Origin of the sequence: Streptomyces sp. NBC_00620 (genome assembly GCF_026341825.1) — a bacterium.
Classification (GTDB): Bacteria; Actinomycetota; Actinomycetes; order Streptomycetales; family Streptomycetaceae; genus Streptomyces.
This window is the reverse complement of record NZ_JAPENY010000001.1, coordinates 2,188,609-2,209,821: the sequence shown is the minus strand read 5'-3', so window position 1 is coordinate 2,209,821 and position 21,213 is coordinate 2,188,609. Positions and strand designations below refer to the sequence as shown.

The 21,213-nt window shown below is 68.9% G+C and carries 16 protein-coding genes and 4 tRNA genes; 10 read left to right on the top strand and 10 right to left on the bottom strand.

What is annotated here, in order from left to right:
- Positions 1 to 3 precede the first annotated feature (3 nt).
- From OG246_RS10250 to OG246_RS10240, 3 genes are all read right to left on the bottom strand, one after another.
- Positions 4 to 2,289 carry a DEAD/DEAH box helicase gene (locus tag OG246_RS10250; RefSeq protein WP_266459064.1) on the bottom strand — a complete coding sequence of 762 codons (2,286 nt, stop codon included), beginning with the start codon at positions 2,287 to 2,289 and terminating at the stop codon, positions 4 to 6.
- Between the two features lie 304 nt (positions 2,290 to 2,593).
- A complete protein-coding gene (locus OG246_RS42750; protein WP_323178286.1) occupies positions 2,594 to 2,881 on the bottom strand; it encodes a hypothetical protein in 288 nt (95 codons plus the stop codon).
- A 500-nt stretch (positions 2,882 to 3,381) separates the two neighbouring features.
- Positions 3,382 to 4,269 carry a dipeptidase gene (locus tag OG246_RS10240; protein WP_266464047.1) on the bottom strand — a complete coding sequence of 296 codons (888 nt, stop codon included), beginning with the start codon at positions 4,267 to 4,269 and terminating at the stop codon, positions 3,382 to 3,384.
- A 51-nt stretch (positions 4,270 to 4,320) separates the two neighbouring features.
- Here OG246_RS10240 and OG246_RS10235 point away from each other — a divergent pair, with 51 nt between their 5' ends.
- From OG246_RS10235 to OG246_RS10215, 5 genes are all read left to right on the top strand, one after another.
- Positions 4,321 to 4,671 carry a metallopeptidase family protein gene (locus OG246_RS10235; RefSeq protein ID WP_266459059.1) on the top strand — a complete coding sequence of 117 codons (351 nt, stop codon included), beginning with the start codon at positions 4,321 to 4,323 and terminating at the stop codon, positions 4,669 to 4,671.
- A gap of 208 nt (positions 4,672 to 4,879) precedes the next feature.
- Positions 4,880 to 6,553, top strand: a complete 1,674-nt coding sequence (locus OG246_RS10230; protein ID WP_266459056.1) for a metallophosphoesterase — start codon at positions 4,880 to 4,882, stop codon at positions 6,551 to 6,553.
- Positions 6,554 to 6,633: 80 nt separating this feature from the next.
- Positions 6,634 to 6,706: transfer RNA gene (locus OG246_RS10225), tRNA-Glu, on the top strand.
- 49 nt (positions 6,707 to 6,755) lie between these two features.
- Positions 6,756 to 6,830 (top strand) — tRNA-Asp (locus OG246_RS10220).
- 24 nt (positions 6,831 to 6,854) lie between these two features.
- A tRNA-Phe gene (locus OG246_RS10215) sits at positions 6,855 to 6,928 on the top strand.
- 101 nt (positions 6,929 to 7,029) lie between these two features.
- Here the strand turns inward: OG246_RS10215 and OG246_RS10210 are convergent.
- Positions 7,030 to 8,091: an ABC transporter permease gene (locus OG246_RS10210; protein WP_266459053.1), complete on the bottom strand. Its 1,062-nt coding sequence runs from the start codon at positions 8,089 to 8,091 to the stop codon at positions 7,030 to 7,032.
- A 126-nt stretch (positions 8,092 to 8,217) separates the two neighbouring features.
- Here OG246_RS10210 and hrpA point away from each other — a divergent pair, with 126 nt between their 5' ends.
- From hrpA to OG246_RS10195, 3 genes are all read left to right on the top strand, one after another.
- Complete coding sequence (gene hrpA, locus OG246_RS10205) at positions 8,218 to 12,162, top strand: ATP-dependent RNA helicase HrpA (protein ID WP_266459051.1); 3,945 nt, start codon at positions 8,218 to 8,220, stop codon at positions 12,160 to 12,162.
- A gap of 95 nt (positions 12,163 to 12,257) precedes the next feature.
- Positions 12,258 to 12,332, top strand: a tRNA-Asp gene (locus OG246_RS10200).
- 285 nt (positions 12,333 to 12,617) lie between these two features.
- On the top strand, positions 12,618 to 12,836 hold the full coding sequence (locus OG246_RS10195; RefSeq protein ID WP_266459048.1) for a DUF6274 family protein: 219 nt from the start codon (positions 12,618 to 12,620) through the stop codon (positions 12,834 to 12,836).
- 391 nt (positions 12,837 to 13,227) lie between these two features.
- On the opposite strand, the gene bldC is transcribed toward OG246_RS10195, so the two are convergent.
- Both bldC and OG246_RS10185 read right to left on the bottom strand, forming a co-directional pair.
- The gene (gene bldC / locus OG246_RS10190; RefSeq protein WP_027749187.1) at positions 13,228 to 13,434 is read right to left on the bottom strand and encodes a developmental transcriptional regulator BldC; all 207 of its coding nucleotides are present in this window, start codon (positions 13,432 to 13,434) and stop codon (positions 13,228 to 13,230) included.
- Positions 13,435 to 13,957: 523 nt separating this feature from the next.
- On the bottom strand, positions 13,958 to 14,806 hold the full coding sequence (locus OG246_RS10185; RefSeq protein ID WP_266459030.1) for a hypothetical protein: 849 nt from the start codon (positions 14,804 to 14,806) through the stop codon (positions 13,958 to 13,960).
- 247 nt (positions 14,807 to 15,053) lie between these two features.
- Here OG246_RS10185 and OG246_RS10180 point away from each other — a divergent pair, with 247 nt between their 5' ends.
- Complete coding sequence (locus tag OG246_RS10180) at positions 15,054 to 16,136, top strand: Glu/Leu/Phe/Val dehydrogenase dimerization domain-containing protein (protein WP_266459028.1); 1,083 nt, start codon at positions 15,054 to 15,056, stop codon at positions 16,134 to 16,136.
- Positions 16,137 to 16,416: 280 nt separating this feature from the next.
- Positions 16,417 to 16,674, top strand: a complete 258-nt coding sequence (locus tag OG246_RS10175; protein WP_266459026.1) for a DUF3073 domain-containing protein — start codon at positions 16,417 to 16,419, stop codon at positions 16,672 to 16,674.
- Between the two features lie 125 nt (positions 16,675 to 16,799).
- Here OG246_RS10175 and purM read toward each other — a convergent pair whose 3' ends face one another.
- The 4 genes from purM to OG246_RS10155 all read right to left on the bottom strand — a co-directional run bounded on the left by purM (position 16,800) and on the right by OG246_RS10155 (position 21,171).
- Complete coding sequence (gene purM, locus OG246_RS10170; protein ID WP_266459023.1) at positions 16,800 to 17,870, bottom strand: phosphoribosylformylglycinamidine cyclo-ligase; 1,071 nt, start codon at positions 17,868 to 17,870, stop codon at positions 16,800 to 16,802.
- A gap of 34 nt (positions 17,871 to 17,904) precedes the next feature.
- On the bottom strand, positions 17,905 to 19,434 hold the full coding sequence (gene purF, locus OG246_RS10165; protein ID WP_266459020.1) for an amidophosphoribosyltransferase: 1,530 nt from the start codon (positions 19,432 to 19,434) through the stop codon (positions 17,905 to 17,907).
- 61 nt (positions 19,435 to 19,495) lie between these two features.
- A complete protein-coding gene (locus OG246_RS10160; protein ID WP_266459017.1) occupies positions 19,496 to 20,299 on the bottom strand; it encodes an META domain-containing protein in 804 nt (267 codons plus the stop codon).
- 71 nt (positions 20,300 to 20,370) lie between these two features.
- Entirely contained in the window at positions 20,371 to 21,171 is an 801-nt protein-coding gene (locus OG246_RS10155) for a maleylpyruvate isomerase family mycothiol-dependent enzyme (protein ID WP_266459014.1), read from the bottom strand.
- Positions 21,172 to 21,213: the final 42 nt, after the last annotated feature.

Below are 21,213 nucleotides of genomic sequence, written 5' to 3'. Positions count from 1 at the left end.
GCGTCAGCCGTTGCGCTTCCAGCGCGGCTTGTCGTCACGGCGGCCGAAGGAACCGGTCGCGGTGCCGGTGCCGGTGCCACCGCGGTGGTCGTCACGACGGCCGGTCGGGCGGTCGTGGCCGCCGGAGCGGAAGCCGCCGGTGGGACGGTCGCCCTGACGGTCGCGGTTGAAGGGACGGTCGCTGCCCCGGTGGGTGGACGGACGCTCGTCACGACGGTCACGGTTGAACCCACCACCCGAGCCGCCCGAGGGACGCTCGTCGCGACGGAAGCCACCGGAGGGACGGTCGTCACGACGCTCGCTGTTGAAGCCGCCCGAGGGACGGTCGTCACGACGGAACCCACCGCGGTCGCCGCCACGGTCGTTGTCACGACGGTCGTCGCGACGGAAGCCACCACCCGACGGACGCTCGTCACGACGGTCACGGTTGAAGCCACCACCCGAGCCGCCCGAGGGACGCTCGTCGCGACGGAAGCCACCGGAGGGACGGTCGTCACGACGGAACCCACCGCGGTCGCCGCCACGGTCGTTGTCACGACGGAAGCCACCACCCGACGGACGCTCGTCACGACGGTCACGGTTGAAGCCACCACCCGAGCCGCCCGAGGGACGGTCGTCACGGCGGAAGCCGCCGGAGGGACGGTCGTCACGACGGTCACGGCGCTCGTAGTTGCCCCGGTCGTCACGGCGCGGACGCGACTCGTACGACGAGGAACGCTCCTCGCGCACCGGCGCGGCGACCGGCTCCACCACTGCGGCCTCGGCAGCGGCGGCCTCCACGACGAGCGCGGCCTCGGCGAGCGCGGCATCCGGGTCGTCCCCACGCTCACGCGCGGCACGGGCGACCAGGCGGTCGGCCTCGCCACGAAGCTCGACCGCACGACGCTGCGCGCGCTCCAGTTCCTTGGTGAGCTGCGTGACCTCACGCTCGGCCTGCTGAGCGGCGTCGCCCGCGGACTGGGCCTGGACCTCGGTCATCGACCGGGCGCCGGTGATCTCGGCGACCTCGGGCTCGAAGGCCGTACCGGAGTTGATGATGTGACGCGTGGCGTCGACGCCCGCGTCCTCCATCAGCCGGAAGATCTGGCGACGCTGGTGCGGCAGGGAGAGGGATACGACGGTGCCGCTGCGGCCCGCGCGGGCCGTACGGCCGGAGCGGTGCAGGTAGTCCTTGTGGTCGCCGGCCGGGTCCACGTTCAGGACCAGGTCGATGCCGTCGACGTGGATACCGCGGGCGGCGACGTCGGTGGCGACGAGGGCGTTGACGTAGCCCTCCTTGAAGTCGGCCAGCGTCCGCGTCCGCGCGCCCTGCGTCATTCCGCCGTGCAGCGCGTCGGCCTTCACACCGGACTCGCGAAGCTGCTCGGCGATACGGTCGGCGCCCAGCTGGGTGCGGACGAAGATGATCGTGCGGCCCTTGCGGGAGGCGATCGCGGCGGTGACCGGCGCCTTGTCCTTGGGCTTCACGATGAGGATGTGGTGCGACATGGTCGTGACGTTGCCCTGGGCGCTGTCGACCTCGTGCGTGACCGGGTTGCTCAGGTAGCGCTTGACCAGCGTGGAGATCTCGTTCTCCATCGTGGCCGAGAACAGCATGCGCTGGCCGCCGCCGGGGATCTGGTCGAGCAGCTCGGTGACCTCGGGCAGGAAGCCCAGGTCGGACATCTGGTCGGCCTCGTCGAGGACGGCGACCTGGACGTTCTCGAGCGAGCAGGCGCCGCGGTTGATGATGTCGCGCAGGCGGCCCGGGGTGGCGACGAGGACGTCGACGCCGCGCTCCAGGGCGTACATCTGGTTGCTCATCGACGTACCGCCGCAGACGACCTTCATCTTCAGGCCGAGTACGTCGCCGTACGGCTGAAGCGCGTCCGCGACCTGCATCGCGAGCTCACGCGTCGGCGTGAGGATGATGCCGCGCGGCTTCTTCTTGTCGGTGTGGCCACCGGACAGCGTCGCGAGCAGCGGCAGACCGAAGGAGAGGGTCTTGCCGGAGCCGGTGCGGCCGCGGCCGAGGATGTCCTTGCCGGCCAGGGCGTCCGGGATGGTCGCGGCCTGGATCGGGAAGGGGGCGGTCACGCCGTTCTGCGCGAGCTTGCGGACGATTCCGTCGGGGAGACCGAGGGAGCCGAAGGTGATCGCGGGGGTCTCGGGAGCGGACTCGACCGTCGTGTCGGCAACCGTCTCGACGGTCGTCTCTGTGGTCTCGACGAGCTGGGTGCCCTCGGTGTCGGCCTCGATGTTCTCGTTGTTCTCGGGCACGACGACGTGATCAGTACTGGAAACAGACATGCGAAATGCGAACCTTCCGGAGTTCTACGGCACGCGCCCAAACTCCGTGAAGTCGCAATCGACCGCCTCTATGCGGTCCGGCCACGGCAAGGGAGAGTACGCGCCACGCGACGCTCTCTTCTTGGCGCCGGGCAATTGGTATCAAACGATCTACTACCATACGCACCCCTGCCCCCCAAAGGCAAACCGAGCCTCATAAGCCCAGGTCAGGGTGGTTTTGCAGCCCGATTGGCGCTTGCGGACGAGACCGTCCAGGCCGATACGGGGTCTGCCCCTGACCATACGGGGGTCCGGACCGGGCCGACTACACGGGCTCCCCCGCCCGAGGCGCCGGCTCCCGCTCCATCAACTGAGTGGCCTGCTCATGCGCCGAGGACGACGGCTCCGCCGTACTCGGCTCGGACACCGGCGGCGAGGACACCGGCGGCGGAGGCGGCTCGGGCGTCGGCTCCGCCGTCGTACGCGTGGGACTCGGCTCCGCCTTGGTCGGCCCCGGCTCCACGGGCCGCCCCGGCCCGCCCTTCTCCGTCGCCTTCGCGGACGGCTTCACATCCGCGGACACCGACGCTGTCGGGGACGCCGACCCGGACACGGACTCACCGGGCTTCGGCGAACCACCGTCCCCCTTGGCCCCCTTCGCCCCATGGAACCCTGCACCGCCCCCACTCACCCCAGGCCCCCCGTCGGGCGCCTCGCCGCCCCGATGCCCCGCCGAATGCGACGGCGCGGGCCGGTCCCCGTCGTCACCCACGCTCATACATCCGGCGGCCGCGGCGACGGCCATGACCGTGGCGGCCAGACGGACGGGTACGTACAAGGCGCGCACGGGCAGCCACCTCCGAGGGCGGGTCGGGGAGTCCCCCTGCCCAACTCCCCCCGCCCACAAGAAGACACGCGCACCCCAAGAGCGACCGGGGGAACGGGACGAACGTCACCCGTACCCGCTCCCGCACGGCCGACGGTCACCCATAACCGAGCGCATGCAGCCGAGCGTCGTCGATCCCGAAATGATGGGCGATCAGCACTTGGTGATCACAGGGTCAGGAAATGTCGATGAGAGTCGATGAGAACCGACACCGGCTGCTGGTCGAGCTACTGCCACACCAGTTCGGCGACGCGGCGGAAGTTGCCGCCAAGGATCGCGGCGACGGCATTGTCGGGGTATCCCCGGGCAAGAAGTGCGTCTTCGACGGTCAGCAGGCCCACCGGGGGCATGAAGTTGATCGGCCCCCAGCGGGTGTAGCAGTCGGGGAACAGCTCCGGACTCTGTTCGAGCATCGCGTTGAAGTCCTCGTGGTCGAACGGGTAGTCGGTCGACACTCCGACGTGTTCCGGACCGACGAGCTCGACGGCATAGTCGATGTGCCGTACCAGCGCGTCGACGGTGGCGTCGTTGGGGCCGAGGAAGATCCCGACACCGGTGATGCCGATGACCCCACCCGTGGCGGCGCACTCCTTGGCCTGCTCGTCGGTGACGTTGCGGGGGTGGTCCCACACCGAGCGCATACAGGAGTGACTGTAGATCACCGGCTGCTCGGAAACCTCGCACATGTCCAGCCCGGTACGGGCGCCGCAGTGAGAGCCGTCCGCCACCATGCCGACGGCGTTCATCTCCCGTATCAGCGCACGGCCGTAGGCGGTGAGCCCCTCGTCGACCTCGTCCAGGCAGCCTCCGCCGGCCGCGTTGCGGTTGTTGTAGCTCGGCAGCATCGTGCGGACGCCGAGATCGTAGAAGTGGCGCACCCGGTCCAACTGCCCATCGAGCGGACCGGAATCCTCCAGGTCGAAGGCGACCGCCACGTCCCCGGCTGACCCGGCGGCTTCGACGTCGTCGACGCTCGCAGCCAGCCGCAAACGCTCATCCGCGGCGATCCGCTCCCGCCAACTCGCGATCAGACCGGTGACGTCATCAGTGCTGTGGGGGGCATAGCCCACGTTCACCGAAACGAAGCTGCCCCCCGGCCTGCGGTAGCGGGCCAGTTCGCCGACTGAACCGCACCCACTAGAGCGATCGTCCCGGACAATGGCCTAGTGCTGGAAATGACGCGCGAAGCCTTCGAAGAGCTCGTAAGCCAAGCCCTCGACCAGATCCCGCCCGAGCTGACCCGGGTCATGGACAACGTCGCCGTGTTCGTCGAGGACGAGCCTCCAGCCGACGACCCCGAGCTACTGGGCCTCTACGAGGGCACCCCGCTCACGGACCGTGGCGAGTGGTACGCGGGTGTACTCCCGGACCGCATTTCGATCTACATGGGCCCCACACTGCGGATGTGCAAGACCCCGGACGAGGTCGTGCACGAGGTAGCCGTGACCGTGATCCACGAGATTGCCCACCACTTCGGCATCGATGACGAGCGGCTTCATGAGCTGGGCTGGGGCTGATCTCGGGGCCACCCGGACCACGGGCTAGCAGCAAGCCTTACGAGCCGTTCACCCGATCAGCCGAAGGTCTTCCGAAGAGGCGTACGACGGAATCTCGTGCACACGGCCATTTCACGGTACGAAGCCCCGCTACGAGAGTCGCGGACACCCCCGTACGAGAGCCGGGGCCGCGCCGCATACCCACGCCCACACTGGGCATACGGGACCAATGGCCCGCGTCCTCGCTGCCGTGACCACCGCCCTGCACCGCATACGAAGGACTCGACGGAACCGCGCCCGGAGTCTCCGGACAGCCCCCCGAGCCCTCGCACTCACCCGCCGCTACCGCGCCCGCCGCCCCCACCCGGCGACCGAACTCGTCCACCAGCCCCACCCGTACGCCCGAGTCCTCGGCCTCATGACCGTCGTACTGCTCGGCGCCTGGCTGGGGCTGCTGATCGTGGGCAACGTACGCGTGCCGGTCGGCCCCATGGACACCACCATGACCCTGCGGCCCTCCCTCGACGGCGGCACGAAGATCAACGTGGCCCCGCTCGGCGCGCTGGAGCTGCGCAGCCACCAGGCCCCGCTGCGGCTCGACGTGGACGTGGACCGGCTCGACCCGGTGCGCTCGCAGGCGCTGGTCGATCACCCCGAGCGGCTCTCCGGCCTCCAGGAGGAGGTCGCGCAGGACGTCGAGCACGGCACGCTCGACCTGGCCGTACGGTCCTGCGTGGCCGTCGTCTCCGGCGCCACCGCGCTCGGACTCGCGGTCTACCGCCGGCCCCGCCGGGCCCTCGCGGCGGGCGGCCTGGCCCTCACCCTCCTCGCCGCCTGCGGCGGGACGGCCTTCGCCACCTGGAACCCCAACTCGGTCCTGGAACCGAAGTTCTCCGGACTCCTCTCCTCCGCACCCTCCCTCGTCGGCAACGCCCGCAGCATCGTCAGCGAATTCGACGTCTACCAGAAGGAGTTGGCACGCCTGGTGACGAACGTGACGAAGCTGTACGACGTCACCTCCACGCTCCCCGGGTACGAGCCGGACCCGACCACCATCCGGGTCCTGCACGTCTCCGACATCCACCTCAACCCGGCGAGCTGGAAGATCATCGCCTCGCTCGTCGAGCAGTACGACATCAATGTGATCGTCGACTCCGGCGACACGATGGACCACGGCACGGCGGCCGAGAACGGCTTCCTGGACCCGATCGCGGACCTGGGAGCGCCGTACGTCTGGGTCCGGGGCAACCACGACTCCCTCCTCACCCAGCGCTACCTCGAAAAGATCAAGAACGTGCGCGTTCTGGACGAGGGCCGGGCGGTCACGGTCGCGGGCCTGCGTTTCGCGGGCATCGGCGACCCGCAGTTCACCCCCGACCGGTCGGCCGACCCGGAGGGCGGCCAGGCGCAGCAGGAGGCGGGCGCGCTGCTTGCGTCGGTGCTGCGCGACCAGCGGGTGGCGGGTACGCCCGTCGACATCGCCGTCGCCCACGAACCGGAGGCGGCCCGTCAGACGGACGGCGAGGTGCCGCTGGTCCTGGCGGGGCATCTGCACCACCAGGAGATGGAGGTCATGAAGGGCGGCACCCGCCTGCGTATCGAAGGCTCGACGGGCGGCAGTGGTCTGCGTGCCCTGGAGGGCAAGTACCCCGACCCGATCGAGGCCTCGGTCCTCTACCTCGACCGGGACACCCGCCGCCTCCAGGCCTGGGACGAGATCAAGCTCGGCGGCCTGGGCCTGACAACGGCCGAGGTGAGCCGCCACCTCCCCGAGGAAAACAAACCGGGCGCCGTCCAGTCCCCCACCCAGTCCCCCACTCCCTCACCCACACCGTCGTCCTCCACGCCCCCACCCACACCGTCCCCGATCCCCTCTCCCACGTCCTCCGCGGGCACCCCCTAAACCGTTTTGGCGATACCTCCCGCCATCCCATATGCTTCTCACGTCCCCGACGCGCTGAGAAGCGCCCAGGCGGGCCGATAGCCCTCATCGTCTAGCGGCCTAGGACGCCGCCCTTTCAAGGCGGTAGCACGGGTTCGAATCCCGTTGGGGGCACGTAATACCGTGTGCGACACTGTTTTACGCATGTCGCGCACAGCAGCTTGGTCCTGTGGAGCAGTTTGGAGTGCTCGCCACCCTGTCAAGGTGGAGGCCGCGGGTTCAAATCCCGTCAGGACCGCTGAAGTTCCGCAAGGAACTTCGTGGCTGGGTAGCTCAGTTGGTACGAGCGATCGCCTGAAAAGCGATAGGTCGCCGGTTCGACCCCGGCCCCAGCCACAACCCCCGAAGACCCCGTCCACACGGACGGGGTCTTCGTCGTATGGGAAGTTGCATGAGGAGCCCCTGCCCCTCAGCCCCTGCCCGTCGGCCCTTGCCCGTCAGTCCGCCGCGTGCGCCGGCTCCGCCTCCCGCCCCCCGGGATGCCGATGCCGCCACGTCCAGAAGACCGCGCACGACACCAGGGCCCACCCGGCGAGGACCAGGAACGGGAACACGTGCTGGTGGCCGGCGAAGTACACCGCTGTGTGCTGGGCGTTGACGGAGGCGCCCGGTGGCAGCCAGCGGCCGATGTAGCCGAGCACGGACGGGAGCAGGGGCCAGGAGACGGCGCCGCCCGAGGACGGGTTGCCGAGGAGGACCATCAGGCCCCAGGTGGGGATCATCGCCCAGCGCCCGAAGAGGGTGTTGAACATGGTGAAGACCATGCCCGACGTGAACATGGTGAACGCGAGGATCAGCCAGGACTCGACGAACGGCAGATCCAGGGCGCCCAGGAGCCAGTCCACCACCGCCGCGATCGCGAACCCGCCGAACAGGGCGTACGCGGCCGTGAACGCGATCCGCTCCAGCGGGTTCAGCGCCCGCGCGTGCACGCTGAGCTGGATCGCGCCGATGAATCCGATGACCACGGCCGCGAGCGAGATGTAGAAGATCGCCAGCCCTCGCGGGTCGCCCTTCTGCAGGGGCTTGATGTCCCTGACGGTGACCGCGACCCCCGTCTCCTTGCCGACGGCCGGCGCCGCCTCCGCCAGCAGTTCCGCCACCGAGGCGCCGGACGCCCCGGAGACGTCGAGGGTGACCGCCCGCCCCGGCTCCCGCACTTCGAAGATCGCGAAGACCTTCTGGTCGTCCACCGCCTCGACGGCCGCCGCCCTGCTGTCGTACGTGTGGATCTTCAGCGAGGCGTCGAGCGCCTTCTCCATCCCGTCGAGGAACACCTTGCCCCGCGCCTCGTCGTACGCCCCCACGATCGCCGTCGGCACATGACGCGGCGTCGGATTCGCCATGGAGTACGTGTACGAGCCCGCGAACAGGCCCGCCGCCGCGGAAATGATCAGCACGAGCACCGTCGCGGGCAGGAACGGCGACTCCTTGAAGTCCGCCCAACGTTCACGACGGGTGGGCGGCTTGCCATGGGCACCGTGCGGCATCTCGGACATATCGACCAAGCTAGAGCCGTGTGAGCGATATTTCTCCGCGAGAAGGACCCGCGGCAACCCCGCCCGGCGCCCGCCACGCAAAAGCGTTCGCCAGTCATTTCGCCGAGGTGAGATCCTGGACGGCGTATGTCTACGCATCCCGCCCCCGCCCTCGGCGATCTCGCCGCCCGCCTGACCGAGCTGTCCCTGCGCGACGCGCACCGGCTCGGGCGCAGGCTCGAAGGCGCACGCAAGATCCGCAAGCCCGAAGCCCGGTCCGCCGTGCTCGCCGAGATCGACGCGGAGGTCACCAAGGGCGAGGCCCGGATGGCCGAGCGTCGTACTCGGGTGCCCGCGATCACCTATCCCGAGCAGCTCCCGGTCAGCCAGAAGAAGGACGACATCGCGGCCGCCATCCGTGATCACCAGGTCGTCATCGTCGCGGGCGAGACCGGTTCCGGTAAGACGACCCAGATCCCCAAGATCTGTATGGAACTCGGCCGTGGTGTCCGCGGCATGATCGGGCACACCCAGCCCCGCCGTATCGCCGCCCGTACCGTCGCCGAGCGCGTGGCGGACGAGCTCGACGTCCCGCTGGGCGAGGCCGTCGGCTGGAAGGTCCGCTTCACCGACCAGGTGAACCCGGACGGCACCTTCGTCAAGCTCATGACCGACGGCATCCTGCTGGCCGAGATCCAGACGGACCGCGAGCTGCGCGCGTACGACACGATCATCATCGACGAGGCCCACGAGCGGTCTCTGAACATCGACTTCCTGCTTGGCTATCTCGCTCAGCTGCTGCCCAAGCGTCCTGACCTCAAGGTCGTCATCACCTCCGCGACCATCGACCCCGAGCGCTTCTCCCGCCACTTCGGCGAGGCGCCGATCGTCGAGGTCAGCGGCCGTACGTACCCGGTCGAGGTCCGCTACCGCCCGCTGCTGGAAGAAGAGGGGGACGACTCCGACCGCGACCAGATCACCGCGATCTGCGACGCCGTCGAGGAGCTCCAGGGCGAGGGCAAGGGCGACATCCTGGTCTTCCTCTCGGGCGAGCGCGAGATCCGCGACACGGCGGACGCGCTGACGAAGAAGAACTACCGGTTCACCGAGGTCCTCCCCCTCTACGCACGGCTGTCGCACGCCGAGCAGCACCGCGTGTTCCAGCAGCACACCGGGCGCAGGATCGTTCTGGCTACGAACGTCGCCGAGACCTCGCTCACCGTCCCGGGCATCAAGTTCGTCATCGACCCGGGCACCGCCCGTATCTCCAGATACAGCCACCGCACCAAGGTCCAGCGGCTGCCCATCGAGCCGGTCTCGCAGGCCAGCGCCAACCAGCGCAAGGGCCGCTGCGGCCGTACGTCCGACGGCATCTGCATCCGGCTGTACTCCGAGGACGACTTCCTGGCCCGCCCGGAGTTCACGGACGCGGAGATCCTCCGTACGAACCTCGCCTCCGTCATCCTCCAGATGACCGCCGCCGGTCTCGGCGACATCGAGAAGTTCCCCTTCATCGACCCGCCGGACCACCGCAACATCCGTGACGGCGTCCAACTCCTCCAGGAACTGGGCGCGTTGGACCCGGCCCAGAAGGACCCGCGCAAGCGGCTCACGGAGAGCGGCCGCAAGCTCGCCCAGCTGCCCGTCGACCCCCGGCTCGCCCGGATGGTCCTGGAGGCCGACAAGAACGGCTGTGTGCGCGAGGTCATGGTGATCGCGGCCGCGCTGTCCATCCAGGACCCGCGCGAGCGCCCGGCCGAGAAGCAGGCGCAGGCGGACCAGCAGCACGCCCGGTTCAAGGACGAGACGTCCGACTTCCTCGCGTATCTGAACCTGTGGCGGTACGTCCGTGAGCAGCAGAAGGAGCGGGGCTCGTCCGCGTTCCGCCGGATGTGCAAGCAGGAGTACCTGAACTTCCTGCGCATCCGCGAATGGCAGGACATCTACACCCAGCTCCGCACGGTCGCCAAGCAGCTGGGCATCCATCCGAACGAGGACGACGCCGCCGAGCAGAGCGTCCATGTCTCGCTGCTCTCCGGGCTGCTCTCGCACGTCGGTATGAAGGACGTGAAGGAGGGCGCGAAGAACGAGTATCTGGGCGCCCGCAGCGCGAAGTTCGCGATCTTCCCGGGTTCGGCCCTGTTCAAGAAGCCCCCGCGGTTCGTGATGTCCGCCGAGCTCGTGGAGACCTCCCGTCTCTGGGCCCGCGTCAACGCCAAGATCGAGCCCGAGTGGGTCGAGCCGCTCGCCGGCCATCTCCTCAAGCACACGTACAGCGAGCCGCACTGGGAGAAGGACCAGGCCGCGGTGATGGCGTACGAGAAGGTCACGCTGTACGGCGTACCGATCATCGCCCAGCGCAAGGTCAACTACGGGCGGATCGACCCGGAGGCCAGCCGTGAGCTTTTCATCCGCAACGCGCTCGTCGAGGGCGACTGGCGTACGCACCACAAGTTCTTCGCGGACAACCGCCGACTCCTCACCGAGGTCGAGGAGTTGGAGCACCGGGCGCGGCGCCGCGACATCCTCGTCGACGACGAGACGCTCTTCGACTTCTACGACCAGCGGGTGCCCGAACACGTGGTGTCCGGGGCGCACTTCGACTCCTGGTGGAAGCACCAGCGGCACGAGGAGCCCGAACTCCTCGACTTCGAGCGGTCGATGCTCATCAACGAGCGGGCCGGGGACGTCAGCAAGGACGACTATCCCGACTCGTGGCGCCAGGGCCCGCTGAAGTTCCGTGTCACCTACCAGTTCGAGCCGGGCGCGGACGCGGACGGTGTCACCGTCCACATCCCGCTGCACGTCCTGAACCAGGTCACGGACGAGGGCTTCGACTGGCAGATCCCGGGGCTGAGGGAAGAGGTCGTCACCGAGCTCATCCGCTCCCTCCCGAAGCCGATCCGCCGCCACTACGTGCCCGCACCGAACTACGCGACGAAGTTCCTGGAGCGGGCCGTGCCCCTCCAGGAGCCGCTGCCGATGACGATGGCGCGCGAGCTGAAGCGCATGGTCGGTGTGCCGGTGAGCGCCGACGACTTCGACTGGTCCCGCGTCCCCGACCACCTGAGGATCACCTTCCGGATCGTCGACGAACGACGCCGCAAGCTCGCCGAGGACAAGGACCTGGAGGCGCTCCAGCTCCAGCTGAAGCCGAAGGCGCGCCAGGCGATCTCACAGGCCGCGGCAGCTACGGCGGAGCGCGAGGGCGGGGAGTCCCTGGAGCGCAAGGGCCTGACCGACTGGACGATCGGCTCGCTCACGCGCGTCTTCGAGACGCGGAGGGCCGGCCAGCCGGTCAAGGCGTACCCGGCGCTCGTGGACGACGGCGACACCGTCTCCGTACGGCTCTTCGACACGGAGGCCGAGCAGGCGCAGGCGATGTGGAAGGGCACGCGGCGCCTGATCCTGCGCAACATCCCGGTGAACCCGGGCAAGTTCGCCTCGGACAAGCTCACCAACGTCCAGAAGCTCGCCCTGTCCGCGAACCCGCACGGCTCGATCCAGGCCCTCTTCGACGACTGCGCGATGGCGGCGGCGGACAAGCTGATCGGGGACTTCGGGGGCCCGGCGTGGGACGAGGAGTCGTACCGGAAGCTCTACGACAAGGTGCGCGCCGAGATCGTCGACACGACGGTCCGCACGGTCGGCCAGGTGCAGCAGGTCCTGGCCGCCTGGCAGGCCTGTGAGCGCCGCCTGAAGGGCATCCAGAGCCCGACGCTCCTGGCGAACCTCACGGACGTACGGACGCAGCTGAACGCCCTTGTGAAGCCCGGCTTCGTCACCGCGACCGGGCTGCGCCGCCTGGCGGACCTGATGCGCTACCTGGTCGCGGCCGACCGGCGCCTCCAGCAGATGCCGACGAACGTCCAGCGGGACACCACCCGCATGGAGAAGGTCCACGAGATGCAGGACGAGTACGCCTGGCTTCTGGAGCAGCTGCCGCAGGGCCGGCCGGTCCCCCAGCAGGTCCTGGACATCCGCTGGATGATCGAGGAGCTCCGCGTCAGCTACTTCGCCCACGCGCTCGGCACGGCGTACCCCGTCTCCGACAAGCGCATCGTGAAGGCGATCGACACCCTGGCCCCGTAACGGCGTATGTACGGTGGGTGAGTTCGACCCCGGACCCACCCTCCTGTACAGTCTCTTTTCGCAGCCCAGCGCAAGACCGAGTGGCTGTGAAACCTGGTCCTGTGGAGCAGTTTGGAGTGCTCGCCACCCTGTCAAGGTGGAGGCCGCGGGTTCAAATCCCGTCAGGACCGCAGTGAGGAAGGCCCCGTATCCGGCAAGGATGCGGGGCCTTCTTCGTGCCCTGCATGCGACCCGACCTCGCTCGCCACCCTGTCAAGGTGGAGGCCGCGCCCGCGGCGCAGCCGCAATCGGATGCAGCAAATCCCGTCAGGACCGCATGAACGAAAGGCCCGGAGCTTCGGCTCCGGGCCTTTCGCGTGTCGTGAGCTCGTCTCCGCATGTCTTGACGTCGTCACATTCCGCCGGTACCCAGGGAACCAGGGCCCTCGACCCCGCGAGGCCCCCTGGAGGTGCGTATGGCGGCGACCGCCCGGCACGAGACGCGCGCGCTGCTCCGCGCCCATCTGGCGGCCGCTTCCGAGTACCGGCATCTGACGCGGCACTGCCCGATCTGCCACCGGCTCCTGCGGCTGGCCATGGAGCCCGCCCCGCGCGGCGTCGAGGACGTCGATGGTGTCGATGAGGCCAAGGAGGCAGCCGGGGCCGAGGCCGCCGTGAGGCCCCAACTCCCTTAGCGCAGAAGCATCACAGGCGACAAGGACTGTGGCATGTGACGGGTGTCACCGCATAGGTTTTAGAAACCGAGGAACTTACACCTCACCTACAACTGGTCAATTTAATATGTGCAATTGCACCAGCTGCTGGGGCCGCCCACAGGAGATCCGACACCCCTCCCCAGACTCCGACAAGCCCACTCACAGACCCATCACCCAGGGCACTGCCGGCGCACAAAAAAGATCGCGCTGGACCCGGCGGAGTCCAGCGCGATCTACGACGCACCCTTGTCGCTTGTGAAATTGGGTCGGGCGTGGGTCCCGTTGGGGCAGGACACGCGTCGCTTGGAGCTGTGGTTCGGGCGTGACGGCGGGTTGGGGGACCTACCGAAATGCCCTCCTATGCGCTTGTTCAGACCTCGCTGCGCTGCTGCGGGATACCCGCGAGTAGCGCGCGGACCTCAGCTTCGCGGTAGCGGCGGTGTCCGCCGAGCGTGCGGATGGACGTAAGCTTGCCGGCCTTCGCCCACCGCGTGACCGTCTTCGGGTCCACGCGGAACATCGTGGCGACCTCAGCCGGGGTCAGCAGCGGCTCGGCATCAGGGGTGCGAGCGGTCATGAGCGGCCTCCTCGGGAGAACCGAACCTTCTCGGTTCATTCCTCTAAATTCTGCACCTTGACCCGCGTTGCCCGAAATGGCGGACGCGGGCCGAGTCGGTTATAGGACGAACGGCTTGTCCTCGGCACTACAACTACACCATCCGTCCAGCCACGTCGGCCAAACCGATGGAATTGCCCTCCCAGGTGTTCATCAGCGACGGAAGCCGATGGACCATGCCATAGCGGACAGTCACGCCACTGTGACGATCAGTCACAGGGCGATCAGGAGTCACGAGACCCCCCATAGCGTGCAATGCTGAGATTCCACCCATACGTGGGCGGGCGGAGCCCTCCCCCGGGCTCCTTGTCCTATTTTGGCACGAGGATGGGCAAGGGGCGCAAGGGCCAGGTAAGTGCCATCCGTCACGCTTGACACGCCATTGACGCAAAAGACCGGATCGGGACCTACGTCCCGCGATGAGGCACCTTCAGAGCGTAAGCACGCCGGGTGAGTTCACGGCGCCGCCGAGACCGGGATCACGTCAGTTCGCCGAGCGCCGGTCCCTGACCGACCGCCAGCGTTCCACAAGCCGCCCGTACGCCTCGCCCGCCGCGGCCCCGTCCCCGGTGCGCAGCGCGTCGATGCCCTCGTGGACGTCCGCGGCCGAGTGGTCCCCCTCGAGCTCCCCCGCGGGCACGACGTGCACAAGGCCGCCGTAGTCCAGCTCGACCAGCGAGCGCGGGTGGAACTCCTCCAGCCAGCGCCCCACGTCCAGCAGGCCGTCGATGAGCGGCCCGTCCTCGATGGTGTCCTTCAGCGTCTTCAGAGCCCGCGCAGTCCGCCGCCGGGCCTGCACCATCGGCGTCCGGTACCGCAGCCCCGGCGCGGCTCCGTCGGGCCCCGCGCCCTTCTCGTACAGCCGCTCCTCGTCGGAGACGAGCACGAACCAGTTCAGCGGCACCTGCCAGGTCGAGGTGCGGATCCACGGGCGGGCGTCGGGGTTGCGCTCCAGCCAGCGTTCGTAGTCGAGGGCGGCCTGACGGCGTACGAGCGAGGGCAGGACCGCGTCGAGGACCGACTCCGGCAGTTCCTCGCCCAGCTCGCCCAGGGCCTGCCAGCCGCGCAGCCGGGTGCGCCAGGGGCACACGCAGAGCACCCCGTCGACCTCGACCACGAACGCGTCGCCGCTCTCGTGCACCGGCACGGGGATCGGCGGGGTGGGCAGCAAGTCGGCCAGGGAGCGCCGTAGTTCGTCCTGGTACGAGGGGCGCTCGGGGCGGCGGGCATAACGGGCCCAGTGGCCGCGCTCCGGCTCGGGGAAGGCGGCCAGCGGTTCGTACACGCGCAGATAGGACGCGTACGGGACGATCACGGAGGACACCTTGGGCACGCCTGCTCCCTCCCCAACCGGCCGGACCCGAAACCCGGGCTCCGATCCCGCTCGACCCACGCACACAAGACCGGGAAAACACTGCAAATCGTGCCACGGCCGAAGAGGACCGTACTCCGGTGGAAGGTGATCCTGAACACTGCGCGGATGGCGGCCGGGCACAGGCTCTAGTCTCATGCCCACGGGCGCCCGCCACCCGTACGGGACCCGCACGTCAACCGCCGCTTATTACCTGGGAGTCACCACAGTGACCGACGTATCCGACGGCGTCCTGCACACCCTGTTCCACTCGGACCAGGGCGGTCATGAGCAAGTAGTGCTCTGCCAGGACCGCTCCAGCGGCCTCAAGGCCGTCATCGCCATCCACTCCACCGCCCTGGGCCCCGCCCTCGGCGGTACGCGCTTCTACCCGTACGCGAGCGAGGAGGAGGCCGTCGCCGACGCCCTGAACCTCTCGCGCGGGATGTCGTACAAGAACGCCATGGCCGGCCTCGACCACGGCGGCGGCAAGGCCGTCATCATCGGCGACCCCGACACGCTCAAGAGCGAGGAACTGCTCCTCGCGTACGGCCGGTTCGTGGCCTCGCTCGGCGGCCGGTACGTCACCGCGTGCGACGTCGGTACGTATGTCGCCGACATGGACGTCGTGGCGCGCGAGTGCCGCTGGACGACCGGGCGGTCCCCGGAGAACGGCGGCGCGGGCGACTCGTCCGTGCTGACGGCCTTCGGTGTCTTCCAGGGCATGCGGGCGAGCGCCCAGCACCTGTGGGGCGACCCGACGCTGCGCGGCCGTACGGTCGGCATCGCGGGCGTCGGCAAGGTGGGCCGCCATCTGGTCGGGCATCTGCTCGAGGAGGGGGCGCAGGTCGTGATCACTGACGTGCGGGACGAGTCCGTCCGGCGGATCGTCGACGAGCACCCGTCCGTGGCGGTGGCGTCGGACACCGAGGCGCTGATCCGCGTCGAGGGCCTCGACATCTACGCCCCCTGCGCACTCGGCGGGGCCCTCAGCGACGACTCCGTGCCGGTGCTCACCGCGAAGATCGTGTGCGGCGCCGCCAACAACCAGCTCGCGCACCCGGGTGTCGAGAAGGACCTCGCCGACCGCGGGATCCTCTACGCGCCGGACTACGTCGTGAACGCCGGCGGCGTCATCCAGGTCGCCGACGAACTGCACGGTTTCGACTTCGACCGGTGCAAGGCGAAGGCCGCGAAGATCTTCGACACCACGCTGGCCATATTCGCACGTGCGAAGGAGGACGGGATTCCGCCGGCCGCCGCGGCCGACCGGATCGCCGAGCAGCGGATGGCCGAGGCGCGCCGCGGCTGACCCCCGGGAGGTACCCGCCGGCGGGTGTTGGAGAGAACTCTCACGTCTGTCGGCGGGTCGGCCGCCAAGAAGAGGTTAAAATCGCGGTTGACCAGCGAGGACAGGGCTCCTCGCAGGTTCTGCGCACACGCGCGTCCTGCGGGCGACGTACCGTATGGGCGCGGGAGCAGGTACCGTGGAAGCCCTACGGACCGGTCTCTTCACGGAGAGCCCGTTCCAGATCATGAACGCGTGTCAAGACTCTGGGGCCACCGAGCCCCGTATCCGAGGGGGTCGAGCCATGGGGCGCGGCCGGGCAAAGGCCAAGCAGACGAAGGTCGCCCGCCAGCTGAAGTACAGCAGCGGCGGGACTGACCTCTCGCGTCTGGCCAATGAGCTGGGCGCTTCGACTTCGCAACAGCCGCCGAATGGCGAGCCGTTCGAGGACGACGACGAGGAAGAAGACGACCCGTACGCGCAGTACGCGGATCTCTATAACGACGACGACGAGGACGAGGACGACGAGTCCGGTCCCCAGTCGCAACGTCGCGGCGCGTAGCGCTACCAGCGGGTCAGCAGGTTCGGCGTTCTCGTAGAGCCTCATAGCATCTGCACCTCACCCGGTCCGGGGTGGTTCCACACCGGACCGGGTTTTGTGCTGCCCTGGGTGCCTACTTCGCGTGCCTACTTCGCGTAGTCGCCGATCAGTGCCGCGCCCGTCGCGTGCTTGCCCCGCTCGGTGATCTCACCGGCGATCCACGCGTCCACACCGCGGTCCGCGAGGGTGGCGAGCGCCACGTCCGCCGACTCCTCGGGGACGATCGCGATCATGCCGACACCCATGTTGAGGGTCTTCTCCAGCTCCAGGCGCTCGACGTCTCCGGTCCTGCCGACGAGGTCGAAGACCGGGGCCGGGGTCCAGGTCTCGCGGTCGACGATCGCGTGCAGGCCGTCCGGGATGACGCGGGCCAGGTTGGCCGCGAGTCCGCCGCCGGTGACGTGCGAGAAGGCGTGCACCTCGGCGGTGCGGGTGAGGGCCAGGCAGTCCAGCGAGTAGATCCTGGTGGGCTCCAGGAGCTCCTCGCCGAGCGTGCGGCCGAACTCCTCGATGTGGCTGTCGAGCTTCAGCTTCGCCCGGTCGAGGAGGACGTGCCGGACGAGCGAGTACCCGTTCGAGTGAAGCCCTGAGGACGCCATGGCGATCACCGCGTCACCCGTACGGATACGATCCGCGCCGAGCAGCTGGTCGGCCTCGACCACACCGGTGCCCGCACCCGCGACGTCGAAGTCGTCCGGGCCGAGGAGGCCCGGGTGCTCGGCCGTCTCGCCGCCCACGAGGGCGCAGCCCGCGAGGACACAGCCCTCGGCGATGCCTTTGACGATGGCGGCGACGCGCTCGGGGTGGACCTTGCCGACGCAGATGTAGTCGGTCATGAAGAGCGGCTCGGCGCCGCACACCACGATGTCGTCCATGACCATCGCGACCAGGTCGTGGCCGATGGTGTCGTACACGCCGAGCTGCCGGGCGAGGTCGACCTTCGTGCCCACGCCGTCCGTGGCGGAGGCGAGCAGCGGCCGCTCGAAGCGCTTGAGGGCCGAGGCGTCGAAGAGACCGGCGAAGCCGCCGAGGCCGCCGAGGACCTCGGGGCGCTGCGTCTTCTTCACCCACTCCTTCATCAGCTCTACGGCGCGGTCGCCGGCTTCGATGTCGACGCCGGCGGACGCGTACGAGGCACCGGTACTGGTCTCAGACATTGCCTGGGATCTTTCGGGTCGGGATACGGGGCGCTTACGGGCGACGGATCGCGTCGGCCGCGGCCGTGGCGGCAGGACCTGCCGCCAGCTCGGTCTCCAGGAGCTGCTTGCCCAGCAGCTCGGGGTCCGGGAGGTCCATCGGGTACTCGCCGTCGAAGCAGGCGCGGCACAGGTTCGGCTTGTCGATGGTGGTGGCTTCGATCATGCCGTCGATGGAGATGTACGACAGGGAGTCGGCGCCCAGCGAGGTGCCGATCTCGTCGATCGTCATGCCGTTGGCGATCAGCTCCGCGCGGGTCGGGAAGTCGATGCCGAAGAAGCAGGGCCACTTCACCGGGGGCGAGGAGATCCTGATGTGGACCTCCGCCGCGCCGGCTTCGCGCAGCATCCGCACCAGCGCGCGCTGGGTGTTGCCGCGGACGATCGAGTCGTCGACGACGACCAGGCGCTTGCCCTTGATGACTTCCTTCAAGGGGTTCAGCTTCAGACGGATGCCGAGCTGGCGGATGGTCTGCGAGGGCTGGATGAAGGTCCGGCCGACGTAGGCGTTCTTGACGAGACCCGCGCCGAAGGGGATCCCGCTGGCCTCCGCGTAACCGATCGCCGCGGGCGTCCCGGACTCCGGAGTAGCTATGACCAGATCTGCCTCGACGGGAGCTTCTTTGGCGAGTTTGCGGCCCATTTCGACGCGCGAGAGGTACACATTCCGACCGGCGATGTCCGTGTCGGGACGGGCCAGATAGACGTACTCGAAGACGCAGCCCTTGGGCTTTGCCTCAGCGAATCGCGACGTACGCAGGCCGTCCGCGTCGATGGCGACGAACTCGCCCGGCTCGATCTCACGGACGAAGGAGGCGCCGCAGATGTCGAGGGCGGCGGACTCCGAGGCGACGACCCAGCCGCGCTCCAGGCGGCCGAGGACCAGCGGGCGGACGCCCTGCGGGTCGCGGGCCGCGTACAGGGTGTCCTCGTCCATGAAGACGAGCGAGAAGGCGCCCTGGACCTGCGGAAGGATCCTCGCGGAGGCCTCTTCTATGGTCAGCGGCTTGCCGTCGTCGTCGACCTGGGCGGCGAGGAGCGCCGTCAGGAGGTCGGTGTCGTTGGTGGCCGCCACGCGCGGGGAGCGGCCGTCCTGCTGCTTGGGGAGGTCGGCGACCATCTCGGCGAGCTGCGCCGTGTTGACCAGGTTGCCGTTGTGGCCGAGCGCGATGGAACCGTGCGCGGTGGCACGGAACGTCGGCTGGGCGTTCTCCCAGGTGGAGGCTCCGGTGGTCGAGTAGCGGGCGTGACCGACCGCGATATGACCCTGGAGGGAGCCGAGAGAGGTCTCGTCGAAGACCTGGGACACGAGGCCCATGTCCTTGAAGACGAGGATCTTGGAGCCATTGCTGACCGCGATCCCCGCGGATTCCTGGCCTCGATGCTGGAGGGCGTAGAGCCCGAAGTAAGTGAGCTTGGCGACCTCTTCGCCCGGAGCCCAGACTCCGAAGACGCCGCAAGCGTCCTGGGGGCCTTTCTCACCGGGGAGCAGATCATGATTGAGTCGACCGTCACCACGTGGCACGGCACCGAGTGTAGGCGAGATCGACCACTGGTCCGAATTGGGGATACGGGACCCTGACGGCTCACTTACCGGCGACAGCCGTCACGCTCTCGCCGTTTGTGCTGGTCAGCGTGAGGGAGCGGTGATCCAGTTCGTAGCCGACCTTGCTGTCGAACAGGCCGAGCAGTGTCTTCTCGGTGTCCATGAGTGAGCTGTCGCACATCATGCGGGTCGTCTTCGGCGTTCCGAGGGTGATATGTCCGTCGCTGACGGTGGCTTTCGCGGACACGTCGTTGCAGCCGAGGTGGCCGGAAACCGTCCCTTTCTCCTTGTCGAGGACGAGGTACGGTTCGGCGCCCTCCGGGAGGGACTGGGCCACTTCCCCGTCACCGAGCGCCGTGACGGCCCACTTGGTGCCGTAGAGCGGGGCGGCCTGCTCCTTGGTGAGGTGGACTCGGTCGCCTGTGCCGGTGGTGAGGGTGAGCTCGTCGCCCTTGACCGCCGTGGTGAGCGCGCCGTCGGCGAGCGTGCGGGCGAGGGTCCGCTCGAACTCCATGGGGCCTTCCTCGCAGGCCATCTCGGTCATCGACGTCTCGCCGACGTCGATGCTGCCGTCCTTGAAGGTGGCGGTCGCGCTGAAGTGGTTGCAGCCGTAGTTCCCCTGGACCTTGCCGTTCTCGCCGAACTCGACGTTCGCTCCCGCTGGGGCGGCATGACTGGTGCCGTCCACGGTGACGCTGTCGATGATCCAGTGGGCGCCGGTGACGTCCGCATTGGCGCCCGAGCCGACCGAGCCGCTGCCGGTTCCGTCGCCGGTTTCGTTGCCGCAGGCCATGGCGAGCGGGATGAGGGTCAGGGCGGTGAGGGTGAGTCGCTGCCTGTACATGCCGATGTGACGGGGCGGGTGGGGTGGTTGGTTCCATCCAGGTCAAACGGTCCCGTCCTCCCCGCCTCCGCTCAGCCCATGAGAGGCAGCAGTCCGCCCAGGTCCGCCCGCTCCCCGCTCGCGCTGACCTTGGCGTCCGCCAGCGCCGCCTGCCACTCCGTACGTCCCGTCGCGAGCCGGATCCAGGTCAGCGGGTCGGTCTCGACGACGTTGGGCGGGGTGCCCCGCGTGTGCCGCGGCCCCTCCACACACTGCACGACCGCGTACGGCGGAATCCGCACCTCCGTCGACGCGCCGGGCGCCTTCACCGCGAGCGCGTCGGCGAGCAGCCGGGTGCAGGCGGCGAGCGCCTGACGGTCGTACGGGATGTCCAGGCCGGGTACGGCGCGGTTCAGGTCGTCGGTGTGGACGACGAGTTCGACGGTGCGGGTGACGAGGTAGTCGGCGAGGGTCATCGCGCCGGTGCGGGCGGCGAGGACGCGGTCGCCGGGGGCCTCTGCGAGCCTGTGCGTGAGGCGTTCCCCGGTGCGGGCGTAGAGGGCGTCGAGGTCGGGGTTGGCCGCGGCCAGCTCCCGTGTGCCGTCGGCGATGTCACCGGCCCGCGCGGCGGTCGCGAACGGCCAGTCGAGCAGGGCGAGTTCGGCCTTGCCGGGCTCCGGCCGGTCGATGTTCCGGCTGACCGTCTCGACGGCCATCGTGATGTGCGCGGCCAACTCCCGTACGGTCCAGTCCCCGAGGCCGGCGGGAAGGGCCAACTCCTCGTCACGCAGGCCGCGTACGGCTTCGCGTACGTTCCCGAACTGGGCCAGCACCGCGGCGCGGATCTTGACGGAGTCGTACGTACGGGTGCGTCGTTTTTTGGCCGGAGGCATGGCGGTGAGCCTAGTCCGCGTGGAGGCGGTGAGCCTGGTCCG